Genomic DNA, 13,455 nt, shown 5'->3' with positions numbered 1-13,455 from the left:
CAGAAAAATCAAAATAGAAAAAAGTTTGTAGTACACAGAGGAGCAAATGAAAATTGCAAAATACTGAGTAGCAAAGAAAAGCATAAATTTACTATCAAACTTGGGTTAAGGGATGGTTGAGAACATACTTCTGCGCTTCTTGCTCTATCTGCGTTTTGGTCTTTACCGGATTCTGGCGGAGCCATGCTTCCAGTTCGGACTTCTCAAAATAAAGCATCTTCCCCTGCGGCTTGTAATGGGGAATCAGATTGCCCGAAGTCAGCTTGTAAAGGTAACTTTTGGACAGGTTGAGGAATGTGCTCGCTTCATCAAAGCTAAGCACATTCTTGGTCAGGAACAACATTCTTTCGAGTTCTTCCACTCGCATTTCCAAAGTCTTTTCCATATTGCTTGAAACTTTTTTGGTGAAACAATATGAAGGTGCGCACCCTCGTTTTATTTTTGATGGGGCAAAAATCGGTATCCTCCAAAACATCAACACATAAGTTACGGGTAACTCACGTGAAATATTTCTGTTTTGACCTATGCCGACATGCCGCATCGTTTTGTTAACGGGGGCAAAGTTAAAGGCTTGGAAATGAAGTCTAATTGAGCTTTGTTTGACCGCTCAGACTATGCTCAACCTTTTTGCAGTTGCTTGATGTATTTGTCTATGAGTTCGTATCCTTTCGGGTAGATGCACTTCACGTTGTCTGTCGCACTCGACAAGTCGCTGCGTGTGAGGTATTTGTCTTTTATCTTGGCAAGTTCCAGCTTGTTGTTGGCTATGACGGACTGCCACTCATAAGCGATATAGTTGTAGCAGCTAAGCTGCATCATCAGATAAGCCAGCAAGCGGTTGTTGTTGGACTTCAATACCCCGTTCAGTTTGCAGGCGAAGAAATCCGAAAGGATTTTCGGGGTGATTGTCGTGGTGAATATGTGCGCTTCGTTGATACATTCGACCAACAGTTTGATTTGTTGCGTTGTAAGGACTGATTTGAATGGATTGGATTTCCCGACTATCTTGGTCGGCTCAGGCTGTGCCTTCTCTTCTTTTTTTGGCTGTTCTTCTGATTTCTCATCCAAAGGAACAGAGGCATGACTGGCGTTCTCCAGTTGTTGGAGGTATTCCAGATATTGGGTCTGCATGACAAGGCGCACAATGGAAGAAAAGAACGGAAGCTGCTCATCATAGCAAGTGGAAGATTGCAGGTATTTGTCCATATCAAAAGAAGAACATTGGAACGAAATATATTTTTTCCGCTCGTCAAAAGAGAGATTCTCGAAGAAACCGCTTTCCCAAAGGAAGTCCGGCATCAGTATGTCAAAATGTATATTGTGCAGGGCACGGTTCTTTTGGCATAGGGATACAAGGTTCTCGGTCACGTTGAAAATTTCTTGCCGGATGTAGTCATTCATTTGCGCTTCCGTCAGGTATTCACGCTTTAAGGCAAGCGCATTAGTTTTCATCCCGTATTCATGGGCAACACATTTATCAAGTAACTGCTGTATCTTTTTGAAGTTGGTTTCTCTGAAATCTTCCATATACGTTGTGCATTAAAATCGGTTTGGGTTACAAAGATAAGTGATGGATACCGTTTTCAAAGCAAACAAAAGCAGGAGAAAGGAAGAAATATGCAGCATCTTTGTTAATAAAGCATAAATATAAGGTTGATAAAACGGCGAAAGTACTCTTTCTTTTTCTTTTCGTCAGGAAGTACACTTTTAGTACGCCCGATAAAAAGAAAAGCCCTTGATAATCAGTCGATTATCAAGGGCTTGAAGTACCCAGACCCGGGGTCGAACCGGGATGGATGTTACTCCACTGGTGTTTGAGACCAGCGCGTCTACCGATTCCGCCATCTGGGCATCTCTTTATCGTTTTGCGATGCAAAGGTACACATTTTTTTCATATCTGCAATACTTCTCTGATAAAAATATAATATTTTTTATTCATAACGGTTTTTAGACACTATTAACCCCCTTGTTTATAAAATAATCATTATATTAGCAATGTTAAAAACACAAACTATATTACCATGAACGAGAACTACTACTGCATAATCATGGCAGGTGGAATGGGCAGAAGATTTTGGCCTTACAGCAGAAAACAACTGCCTAAACAATTCCTGGATTTCTTTGGTACGGGAGAAACGTTATTACGTACTACCTTCGACAGATGCAAGGGAATGATTAAGCCCGAAAACATTTATATATCAACGTTTATTGATTATAAGGATTTAGTCAAAAATATAATTCCGGAAATAGACGAAAAGCAAATCATCTTAGAAGAAGAAAGAAGAAATACAGCGCCATCGCTTGCCTACGCATCACATGTGATACAGAAGACAAATCCTGACGCAACTATTGTCGTAGTCCCGTCGGATCAGCTTATTCTTAACATAGACAAATTCCGTTCATCCATACTGAAAGGGTTGGACTTTGCTTCTACCTCAAGAAAACTGATAAACATCGGTATCAAACCGACAAGGCCGGAAACCGGTTATGGATATATCCAGATAGACGAGGACGAGCGTGAAGGCGATTTCTGCAAAGTAAAAACCTTCATCGAAAAACCTGCTTTGGAATTCGCCGAGGTGTTTGTAAACAGCAATGAGTTTTACTGGAACTCAGGAATATTCATCTGGCATGTAGTAACTATCATGAATGCCTTCCATGAGAATATGACTGAGGTATGTCCTAAACTGGAATGCGACGCACCAGACTTTAGTGCCTGTCCGAATATCTCTATTGACTACAGCATAATGGAAAAAGCAGACAACGTTTACGTACAGCTATGCGACTTCGGATGGGCAGACATAGGAACATGGCAATCACTATACGAAGCATCACCTAAGGATATTAATAAAAATGTTATACTGAACAGTAATTCATTATTGTATGAGTGTAACGAAAATATCATTCTCATGCCGAAAAACAAGTTAGTTGTGGCTGAAGGCCTGAAAGGTTACCTTATAGCTGAACATGACAACGTATTGCTAATCTGCAAGAAAGACGATCAGAACACCATACGAAGATTCGTTAATGATGTGGAAATGAAATTTGGAGAAGACTTTGTATAATTTATAACGACAATAGCCGGCAAAAATGCCGGCTATTGTCGTTATAAATTATTTCCATTACAATCAATACTCGAAAGTGATACCTATAGTAGGCAATAAAGTACCGCTTTCCATCTTTATACTTTTCATTATATAATGTCCCGGACGGTCAGGGTCCTCCACACCGGTACTCATAAGAGCATCCTGCTGACGCAGCTTGCTGGAAGTGATATTCTGAATATCAAGATAGAAACCCAACATACATTTCTTAAGATAAAATGTTTTGTCAACCCTTACGTCTAACTGTCCAAAAGCAGGAAGTCGCTCCATATTGTAACGGCTGTAATCATAGTAAGCGCGCCCCTGAACATTCCATGCCTCTATCAAAGAAGATTTTTCCTCATCGTATGGTGTATATGGAGAACCTCCTATTGCACACACACGCATGCCCAAGCTCCAGTTTTTAGGGAAATTATATGTTCCACTCATATTGAATATGAATCTGTTGTCCCATGCTGAAGCAAAATATTTCTCATCGGCGGCCGATTTAAACTCACTTCTGAACAGTGTAAGCGAAGACGAAAGATTCAGTTTCTTAGCCAATAGCCATTTGAACATTATTTCGACTCCATATGAACGGCCTTCAGCATCGGACGTCAACAGTTCATTACCTATAACCCCATAATCATTTCCCTTGCACGACAAAGGTATATCATCAGCCACTGAGAGAGGCATATTATTATAATTCTTATAGAATCCCTCGGCAGATATTTCCATGGTTTCAGTAGGATTCCATGTAAGTCCGACACTTTCCTGAGTGACGGAGGTATAATCCAGTCCCTTATTTACATAAACACCATTGTTATCCTTATAGCCTAATGCCGTATATGCCGGAAGCTGGTAATACAATCCCATGTGTCCGCTAAGGAACAAACCATCGACCAAACGGTATGATACAGACAAACGTGGAGATAACTGCCTCCAAAGTTCTTTCATCTTGTCACTATAATTACTGCCGTCAGTTCTAACGCCTAACGATGCCGTAAACCTATCATCAAACGAAGAATAATCCGCCGAAGCATATAGCCCCCATCTCAACATATCAAGCTTGGTATTATAATTGAACTCACGTAGTACATCTGTAAACACTTTTTGGAAAGTTGAATTTGTATAATGTGAATAATTCAGCTCAACACCGGCATTGACTTTCCACGAATCCCAATTGGAGGTATTCTCTAACCTTAGTTTTGTTTCCTGCTCAACAGAGCCTAAGTCAAGGTTCAGATTATCCGGATTACTGTCATCATTATTCTGATATTTGAAGTTTCTGTTATGCAGATAGCTATGACTCAAAGTAACAGACTGTACATGATTTCCTGCATAATGACGATACACACCGCCTAAAGTGAAAGTTTCCTGTTCTATAGTAGGCAGATAACTCAATAAGTACTCTGCATATTCAGAATCAATATCCATATTCAGTTTCATACGGTCCAGACCTCCGAGCCACAGAACAGTAAGCTCATTTTTGTCGTTAAACCTTGTTTTAATCTTAAAGGAAGCATCAGTATATGCCGGGAGAAAAGGAAGGCCAAGAACCTTGAACAACATCTGCAGGTATGATTGGCGGACAGATACAAGATAAGAAGTTTTGTCGCCAATATGACCATTTGAACTCAACGATACTTCAGAAGCGCCCAAAGTAGCTTTCAGAGAGTTACGTTCCATACTTCCGTCGCGAAGACTGAAATCAAGAACAGAGCTCAAGGCATTACCTCTATGGGCAGGGAATGCTCCACTATAAAACTTGACATTCCGTATCAGATCCGCGTCAATCAGGCCAACAGGACCTCCGGAGGCCCCTTGAGTACTAAAATGGTTTATGTTGGGAATCTCGACACCATCCAGATAAAATCTGTTCTCAGACGGGCCGCCACCACGGACTATAAGATCATTTCTGTAACCTACCGGCGAGAATGCCACTCCAGGATAATTCTGTACCACACGCGATATATCACGATTTGCTCCAGGCGCCTTTTCTATTTCCTGAAGGCCTATAACCCTTAAACTGACAGGACTCTCCGCCACTCTACGGAAAGGCGAGGCAGTAACAGTAACTTCCGATATAGCAGTACTCTCCTCCTCCAGCTCAATGTTTATATGTGGAGTAATATGATTCACTCTATACTCCTCCGTAAAAACAGTTTTATAACCTATGGTGGAAGCTCTTAACTGATATATACCAGGAGGAACTTCATTAATAGTAAAATTACCTTCAGCGTCTGTAGATGCGCCAATATTAAGGCCAACCACAAGAACATTTACAAACTCCAATGGTTCACGTGTATTCTTACTCACCACTGTACCTTTTATTTGATAGTTTTGGGCAATAACAGATACTGCAGCAAAAAGCATAATAAGCCAGCTAAAAAATCTTTTATTCATAAAATCAAGTATTTTCGGACTAAAACACTGCAAATTTAATGATTACATACAAAAAAAGCCATCTGAAAAGATGGCTTTAATATTATGAATATAGGGAAATTATTTCTGACCTTCTACCCAAGCCTTGTTTATGGCATCTGCTATAGAAACAAATTCTTCGGCTGTAAGCGAAAGTTTAGGATTAGAGAAAAGCATATCCGATTCTTTCTGTATTGGAATAAGATGGATATGTGCATGAGGAACTTCAAGACCTATTACCGCTTCTCCTACCTTTTTACAAGGGAAAGCTTTCTGGATTGCCAAAGCAACGCTTTTTGAAAAAACATGCATTTCTGCCAACTCGTCGTCTTCCAGGTCGAATATATAATCCACTTCCTTTTTAGGGACTACCAATGTATGTCCTTTCACCAATGGATTAATGTCAAGGAAAGCATAAAATTTATCATTCTCGGCTACTTTGTAACTGGGAATTTCTCCTGCAATAATTTTACTGAATATAGTTGCCATATCTTATTGAAATTAAATAAGGCAAGCCTGCACAAAGCAGACCTGCCTTAACTATTAAAATGATATACTTAAAACTTCAAGACTGATTTTACCCTGAGGAATAGTAATTTCCGCTACATCACCTACCTTCTTGCCCAACAGACCTTGCGCAATAGGAGTAGTTACAGAAATCTTGCCCTCCTTAAGGTTAGCTTCACTTTCTGAAACGATAGTATAAGCCATCTTCATATTGTTTTTTACATTCTTCAATTCTACGCGTGTAAGAATCTGGACTGTATCAGCTTTCATTTTTGAAGTATCAATGATTTTAGCATCACCGATTGTAGCTTTAAGCTGATTGATTTTCATCTCGAGCAATCCCTGAGCTTCTTTAGCGGCATCATATTCCGCATTTTCCGACAAGTCACCCTTATCACGTGCTTCAGCAATAGCTGCAACAATTCTCGGACGCTCAACAGCCTCCAGATGCTTTAGTTCGGCTACAAGTTTCTGATAGCCTTCTTCTGACATATAAGCCATAATAATTTTCCTCCTAATATTTCGTTATTAATAATTGTCTGATTTAATATAAAACAAAAAAGAATTCCGACATGTTCAAGATGTCGGAACCCTTTATCTTATAATTCTGTGTGCAAAGATAAGCTTTTTTCTTATAACTCAAGTAAATAAGTATCTTATTTTTACATGCTGTTAAACATATCAAAGTAATTTCTTGATTTCAGCCTCGAGATCAGATTTCTCGTTCAGCCTCAATACAAGTTCATTGTTTCTATTAACAAGGAATGCCGTTGGCAAGCCGGTTACTCCATACACATTAACGTATGTTGAATAAGGTCCTTGTGGGTCGCGAACACACACCCATGGCAGATTGTCGCATACAGTTTTCCAGAAGTGTTCGTCTGTATCGAGAGAAACCTGATATATAACCAATCCTTCTGAAGAGTACTTATTATACAATTCCCTCAAAGCTAAGGTCCTGGCTCCTGAACTTGGAGTAGCATACGCAGTAAAATCTATCAGAATCACTTTACCCTTATAATCTGTAAGATGCTTTGTCTCGCCATTTATATCTTTCAAAGGAATATCTATAATAGATGTCTCCTGTATCATATCAGGAGAGATTTCCAAAGGTTTTGCTTGAGAGGTACGCGTATTCTTCATTCCCTTGATTACCATATTATAAAGGTTTCTGGAACGGTCGGCATGAGGATACTTATGATTCAAGCTTGTAGCAACGGCCGCGAAACATTTCACATCTTCCTTATTTGATAACGGATCGAATATCATAAATCCGTTCAACTGCTGGAACAGAGCAAAATATGAAGATGCCTTGTCAGGTTCATTGTATATAAAATTACGCTTTACATTGTTTTTGTAGCTATCAATCATACGCATAAGGCTATCCTGTGCCAGTCCGGCAGGCATACCAGACTTACCCAATTCGTTTACTTTGGCCTGTAATCCGGCTTGAAGCAATGAAAGCTCCTTTATTCTATTATTACTTTCAGAACCTGTAACAGTGTATTCTGAAGCAAATGTATTATAATCCGAATTGATATTTACAGTTTCAGTTGAGTCAACAACAAAATTTATAACCTTATCTTCAATTCTCAAACGATAAAAGTCAGGAGCCTCGGGTCTATCACCCGAAAAATGGAAATTACCATTTTTACCAAGTTTTACAGAATCCAACTCTACAAGACCATTAATCGACGAATGTTCCATATACAACACCTTGTCTTCTGCACCCGAAATTTCACCCTCTACATTGAAAACAGGGCCACGATTACATGCCGCAAAGCCTGCAGATATTAAGATAGCGGCAATATAGGTTTTCTTGCTCATAATATTATATCAAAAAGTTTTTAATCTTATTTTTGGCTTGCAAAGTTACTGTTTTAAACGATTTCACAAAGTTTTTTTACCCCTTCTTAGTAATAAGCGACTAAAAAATAGCATTTTATGAAAGTTTCACCTCATTTTCACCTGTTTGCTGCAATAAATTGTATATCTTTGCGCAGATTTTTGACGAAAAACAATATTAAAACATTTTTTATGATCAATCCAATTGTTAAGACGATCGAGCTCGGAGATGGAAGAACCATCACACTCGAAACGGGAAAGCTAGCAAAACAGGCAGATGGTGCTGTTATGCTGCGCATGGGTAACACCATGTTGTTAGCTACTGTTTGTGCAGCAAAAGATGCAGTTCCCGGAACAGATTTCATGCCTTTACAGGTAGAGTACAAAGAAAAATATTCAGCATTCGGACGTTTCCCTGGCGGTTTCACTAAACGCGAAGGCAAGGCTTCTGACTATGAAATTTTAACTTGCCGTCTTGTTGACCGCGCATTACGTCCTCTTTTCCCTGATAATTATCACGCAGAGGTATATGTAAACATTACCCTCTTCTCGGCTGACGGCGTTGATATGCCTGACGCACTTGCAGGACTTGCAGCTTCAGCGGCACTTGCCGTTTCTGATATTCCATTCGGAGGTCCTATCTCAGAAGTTCGCGTAGCACGTATTGACGGACAGTTCGTAATAAACCCTACATTCGAAGCTCTTAAGAAAGCCGACATGGACTTGATGGTTGCCGCTACATACGAAAACATCATGATGGTGGAAGGCGAAATGGAAGAAGTTTCTGAACAGGATCTTCTTGAAGCTATGAAGTTCGCTCACGAGGCTATCAAAGTACACTGCAAAGCTCAGATGGAACTGATGGAAGAAGTCGGCACAACTATCAAACGTGAATATTGCCACGAAGAAAACGATGAAGACCTTCGCAAGGCAGTACACGATGCTTGCTACGAAAAAGCATACGCTATTGCCGCATCAGGTAACAGAAACAAACACGAGCGCGGCGATGCTTTCGATGCTGTCTGCGAAGAATTCAAATCACAGTTCACCGAAGAAGAACTTGAAGAAAAAGGCGCAATGATAGACCGTTACTACCATGACGTGGAAAAAGAAGCTATGCGCCGTTGCATCCTTGACGAGGGCAAACGCCTTGACGGACGTACTACTACAGAAATTCGTCCTATCTGGTGCGAAGTAAGCCCACTGCCTGGTCCTCACGGTTCTTCAATCTTCACTCGTGGTGAGACTCAGTCATTAAGTACTGTTACATTAGGTACAAAACTCGACGAAAAAGTAGTTGACGATGTACTTGACCAGCACAAAGAACGTTTCCTTCTTCACTACAACTTCCCTCCATTCTCTACAGGTGAAGCTAAAGCACAGCGCGGTGTAGGACGTCGTGAAATCGGTCACGGACACTTGGCATGGCGTGCTTTGAAAGGACAGATACCAGCAGATTATCCATACTGCGTACGCGTAGTTTCAGATATACTTGAATCAAACGGTTCATCTTCAATGGCAACAGTATGTGCCGGAACATTGGCTCTTATGGATGCCGGTGTACCTATCAAGAATCCGGTATCAGGTATTGCAATGGGATTGATCAAAAATGCCGGCGAAGACAAGTACGCTGTCCTTTCAGATATCCTTGGCGATGAAGACCACCTGGGAGATATGGACTTCAAGGTAACAGGTACTTGCAAAGGTATCACAGCGACACAGATGGATATCAAGTGTGACGGTCTTACATACGACATACTTGAAAAAGCACTTCTTCAGGCAAAACAGGGACGCGAATACATACTTGGCAAATTGACTGAATGTATTGCCGAACCTCGTGCAGACTTGAAACCTCACGCTCCACGTATCGAGACTATGACAATTCCTAAGGAATTCATTGGTGCGGTAATCGGTCCTGGTGGTAAGATTATACAGGGTATGCAGGAAGAAACCGGTGCGACTATTACAATCGAAGAAGTTGATAACGTTGGTCGCATTGAAATTTCCGGAACAAACAAGAAATCTATCGACGATGCCATTCGCCTGATAAAAGGTATTGTTGCCGTTCCTGAAGTAGGTGAAGTTTATACAGGTAAGGTTCGTTCTATCATGCCTTACGGTGCATTCGTTGAATTCCTCCCTGGAAAAGACGGTTTGCTTCATATCTCAGAAATAGACTGGAAACGTCTTGAGACAATAGAAGAAGCCGGTTTGAAAGAAGGTGACGATATTGAAGTAAAACTTCTTGAAATCGATCCTAAGACCGGTAAGTTCAAACTTTCACACAAAGTTTTGTTGCCAAAACCAGAAGGTATGGAAGAAAACAACAAAAAACGTGAAAGAAAGCCTCAACAGAAATAATTATAAAGAACAATCTTTATAAAAACAATAAAAAGACTCAGGTTTACGTTATAAGTATTCCTGAGTCTTTTTTATATTCAAGACAAACATTCAAATAAATATTGATGGATTTATCATTTAAATCCTACCAGTCTTTATTTCTTCCAGTAATCCCTGGCAGGCATCCTCAAGTATATCGAGCACATTCTCAAAGCCCTGCGCGCCACCATAATAAGGGTCGGGTACATAATCGACAACCTTCAGGCGACAATAATCCGTCATACGTCTAATCTTCTTTTCTGTTTCAATATCAGGAGCCATATCACGTAAGTTAGCGATATTACGGTCGTCCATACCTAATATAATGTCAAAATTATAGAAATCGTCTGTACACACAGGACGTGACAGATGTGTAAGACGGTATCCTCTGCGTGCGGCATGCATACGCATACGTTCGTCCGGTAACTCACCACGGTGATATGAACTCGTTCCCGCCGAATCTACTTCGATTTCTTTTTCAAGACCTTCTTTTCTTAAAAGAGTACGCATCACTTCATCGGCTGTAGCAGAGCGGCAGATATTCCCCAAGCAAACAAATAGTATCTTGTATTTTTTATTGTATATCAGTTGATTATTTCCCATTATATTAAATTAGTTTACATTATAGTTTACAATATTTATACCTTATTATCGTATATTAATTGTACAAAATTAGACATTTGAATTGATTTACAATGTTTTTTCTGCCTTATTTCAATCTTAATAAAACGGAAAGTGTTAACTTTGTGCAATGAACTAAAATAATTTTGCCTATGTAGATATTTATAAAAGACATATAATATAAAAAGCGTTAGCTTGTATCTTATGGATTTCCAAAATCGCCAAATTCAACAGAAATCAACCAAGGATAACAAGGTAATGCCTGCGTCCTCATCGGCGTGGGCTTTTACTGTTGTATATGGTTGATTGGGTGTTTGGCGATACCTTGGAAGTCGATACAGCGTAAAGTCCACGCTTTTTGTATTGTCTTCCCCACAGATTTTGGACTATATTTTATTATCACTTTATAAACACTAAGCAAAATGAAAAAAGCAATTTCACTCATATTACTTTTATTGGTTTCTGTTATATTCGTAAGTTGTGACATGAAGAACACTAAAGATGAAAAGACGATAGCTAAAAAAGAAACTATCAATGAAAAAGTAAAGAAAGTCAAAAGTGTTAATGAATTTATTAAATTACTTAATGGTACAACATGGCATTACACAGAATCTCTTAGTAACTCAGAAATCGGATGTTGGTTAAAGTTAGAATTTAGTGGAGATGAATATACTCTCTATCATGCACTTCCTAGTGACGGTAAATGGACTTTGAATAATAAAGGGAAATTATATGACTGTGGTGAAAGCCGCTATTCTAATACGGGTAAAAAATATTTTTATGTTACCTGTAGAGGGGAAATCTTAAATTCTACAAAATATCGTTTTAAGATACCTGCTGAAATAGCTATCACTAATAATCATCAACTTCTTGTATTTTCAGAAGAAATTGATGCATTAATTGGTAATGGTAGAGAAATAACATTAAGAGGTATCATTGATTATGGTGATTATTCATGGGATTAAAATACATTTTTGTCTCGTATAACCTTAATAAAATTAATTATGAAAAAGTATTTTGATTATATTTTTATTGTGTTGTTTACAGTCACTTTTTTCAGTTTAACATCATGCAGTAATGATAATGTCCCTGATACTGTAGGGTCTGACTTTACAATAAATGAAGTTAATTACTATAATAGGGCAATTACAGGTGCTACTAATACTTTTATAAATATTCCTTCTCAAGAGCGTGCAGGAATACAAGCTGAATTATATCCAACATCTTCAGATACAGATGATACTTATCCATTCTATCGCATAGAAATATTTGTTAAAGACATAGATTTAAACAATATATCTGATAAACGACTTGATATATTGGGAGGTTCTGTTGTGCATACAATCGGGATTATGGATGAGATTAAATATAATGAAATTGTTGGTGGCTCATTAAAAGTAAAAAGTTATAATTCAGAAGACATTACTGTAGAATTTAGTAATTTGAAAGTTGTCAATAGTGAAAATGATGCGGTAACCCTAAATGGGACATTAAGCTTTGACTATTCTGAATTGTAATAGCTGCAATTGTTTATACAAATAAAGGGAGGTTTGCCCTCCCTTTTGTTTTTATAAATCAAATTCGACTTTAATTCTTTGAACTGTTGAAGTTGATACGTCACAGAGTTTAGCGGTTTTTCGTACGCTTGTACCTCGTTTAAGCTCCTTAATCACTTGTTTATATTCTTCTGCTTTTTGTTCTTTGCTTTTTGTACTTCCTTCTTTACGCCCCATCTTTATGCCTTTTTGTTTAGCCAATTCACGACCTGAATTAAGACGAAATGCTATGTTTTTTCTTTCCATTTCAGCGGCAAATCCAAGGCAGCTTATATAAATTGCCATCGTTGGCAAAACTTCTCCTTTCTCGTCCAAAATCTGTAATCCTTCTTTCTGAAAGAATACGTTTATAGAATTGTCTGCACAATACTTTATCGTTTCGAGCACTTCCCATATTGCACGACCGAATCGACTTAACTCACTCACTAAAATTATATCAATTCCATTCTGTTTAGCATAGTCCAAACAGGCTAAAAGCACTTCACGCTCTGCATTCTTTTTTGCGCCACTAATTTTTTCAGAAAATACTTTCTCTACTTTATAACAATTAGCAGAAGCATAAGCCTTCAAATCCTCAATCTGTCTTTCCGTATTTTGTCTGTCAGTCGTTGAACTTACACGAGCGTATATTACTGCTTTCATAACCTACTTGTCTTAATTATTAGTATCTCTTTGTTTCTTGATACAAATATAGCAATTCTTTTTGATGTATGCAAATAAATCAAAGAATAAATTGAATACTATTTTATATATTCTTATTGGGTTTATATAGATTTAAAAGAATACACTTTCCAAAGAATACATTTCACGCCACTAATGAGCGGATATCTATTGCGTTATTCTGATTTTCCTGCAAACGCTTATATAGTGCTTTATATAGTTTCATTTTATTTGTAATAGAAGTTTTTGAGCTTAATAACGTTCTTACCTTTGCCGAAAACGGAGCATACCCACCCACTCAGAACGGCTTAATCCACCCACAATTATTGCTAAAATGGCCTTGAAAAGTGCCTGAAAAACGGAGTATATCCGTTCATTTC

General features: G+C 38.6%; 12 protein-coding genes and 1 tRNA gene. 4 read left to right on the top strand and 9 right to left on the bottom strand.

Annotation, left to right across the window (positions count from 1 at the left end; translation table 11 throughout):
• Window positions 1-94 precede the first annotated feature (94 nt).
• From H6A27_RS13355 to H6A27_RS13345, 3 genes are all read right to left on the bottom strand, one after another.
• Complete coding sequence (locus tag H6A27_RS13355; RefSeq protein ID WP_204509042.1) at window positions 95-385, bottom strand: helix-turn-helix domain-containing protein; 291 nt, start codon at window positions 383-385, stop codon at window positions 95-97.
• Window positions 386-618: 233 nt separating this feature from the next.
• On the bottom strand, window positions 619-1,527 hold the full coding sequence (locus H6A27_RS13350) for a hypothetical protein (RefSeq protein ID WP_204509041.1): 909 nt from the start codon (window positions 1,525-1,527) through the stop codon (window positions 619-621).
• Window positions 1,528-1,767: 240 nt separating this feature from the next.
• A tRNA-Leu gene (locus H6A27_RS13345) sits at window positions 1,768-1,851 on the bottom strand.
• Window positions 1,852-2,021: 170 nt separating this feature from the next.
• Between H6A27_RS13345 and H6A27_RS13340 the strand changes: the two genes are divergently transcribed.
• Complete coding sequence (locus tag H6A27_RS13340; RefSeq protein ID WP_204509040.1) at window positions 2,022-3,065, top strand: mannose-1-phosphate guanylyltransferase; 1,044 nt, start codon at window positions 2,022-2,024, stop codon at window positions 3,063-3,065.
• 63 nt (window positions 3,066-3,128) lie between these two features.
• On the opposite strand, the gene H6A27_RS13335 is transcribed toward H6A27_RS13340, so the two are convergent.
• The 4 genes from H6A27_RS13335 to H6A27_RS13320 form a co-directional block, all read right to left on the bottom strand.
• Window positions 3,129-5,459 (bottom strand): TonB-dependent receptor, encoded by a 2,331-nt coding sequence (locus H6A27_RS13335; RefSeq protein ID WP_239469690.1) that lies wholly within the window; start codon window positions 5,457-5,459, stop codon window positions 3,129-3,131.
• Window positions 5,460-5,588: 129 nt separating this feature from the next.
• A complete protein-coding gene (locus tag H6A27_RS13330; RefSeq protein ID WP_204509038.1) occupies window positions 5,589-5,996 on the bottom strand; it encodes an HIT family protein in 408 nt (135 codons plus the stop codon).
• A 54-nt stretch (window positions 5,997-6,050) separates the two neighbouring features.
• Window positions 6,051-6,515 (bottom strand): transcription elongation factor GreA, encoded by a 465-nt coding sequence (greA, locus tag H6A27_RS13325; RefSeq protein WP_204404260.1) that lies wholly within the window; start codon window positions 6,513-6,515, stop codon window positions 6,051-6,053.
• A gap of 180 nt (window positions 6,516-6,695) precedes the next feature.
• Window positions 6,696-7,841 carry a TlpA disulfide reductase family protein gene (locus H6A27_RS13320; RefSeq protein ID WP_204404262.1) on the bottom strand — a complete coding sequence of 382 codons (1,146 nt, stop codon included), beginning with the start codon at window positions 7,839-7,841 and terminating at the stop codon, window positions 6,696-6,698.
• A 210-nt stretch (window positions 7,842-8,051) separates the two neighbouring features.
• On the opposite strand from H6A27_RS13320, the gene pnp reads away from it, so the two are divergent.
• A complete protein-coding gene (gene pnp / locus H6A27_RS13315) occupies window positions 8,052-10,220 on the top strand; it encodes a polyribonucleotide nucleotidyltransferase (protein ID WP_204509037.1) in 2,169 nt (722 codons plus the stop codon).
• Window positions 10,221-10,337: 117 nt separating this feature from the next.
• Here pnp and H6A27_RS13310 read toward each other — a convergent pair whose 3' ends face one another.
• Window positions 10,338-10,841, bottom strand: coding sequence for a low molecular weight protein-tyrosine-phosphatase (locus H6A27_RS13310; RefSeq protein ID WP_204509036.1), 504 nt, complete (start codon window positions 10,839-10,841; stop codon window positions 10,338-10,340).
• Window positions 10,842-11,281: 440 nt separating this feature from the next.
• Between H6A27_RS13310 and H6A27_RS13305 the strand changes: the two genes are divergently transcribed.
• Window positions 11,282-11,824, top strand: coding sequence for a hypothetical protein (locus H6A27_RS13305; RefSeq protein WP_204509035.1), 543 nt, complete (start codon window positions 11,282-11,284; stop codon window positions 11,822-11,824).
• Between the two features lie 39 nt (window positions 11,825-11,863).
• On the top strand, window positions 11,864-12,376 hold the full coding sequence (locus tag H6A27_RS13300) for a hypothetical protein (RefSeq protein ID WP_204509034.1): 513 nt from the start codon (window positions 11,864-11,866) through the stop codon (window positions 12,374-12,376).
• A gap of 51 nt (window positions 12,377-12,427) precedes the next feature.
• On the opposite strand, the gene H6A27_RS13295 is transcribed toward H6A27_RS13300, so the two are convergent.
• Window positions 12,428-13,057 carry a recombinase family protein gene (locus H6A27_RS13295; protein WP_204509033.1) on the bottom strand — a complete coding sequence of 210 codons (630 nt, stop codon included), beginning with the start codon at window positions 13,055-13,057 and terminating at the stop codon, window positions 12,428-12,430.
• Window positions 13,058-13,455: the final 398 nt, after the last annotated feature.

Origin of the sequence: Bacteroides caecigallinarum, assembly GCF_016902295.1 — a bacterium.
GTDB lineage: Bacteria > Bacteroidota > Bacteroidia > Bacteroidales > Bacteroidaceae > Phocaeicola > Phocaeicola caecigallinarum_A.
Note: the sequence above shows the minus strand (reverse complement) of the source record. Positions and strands in the feature narration are given on the sequence as shown.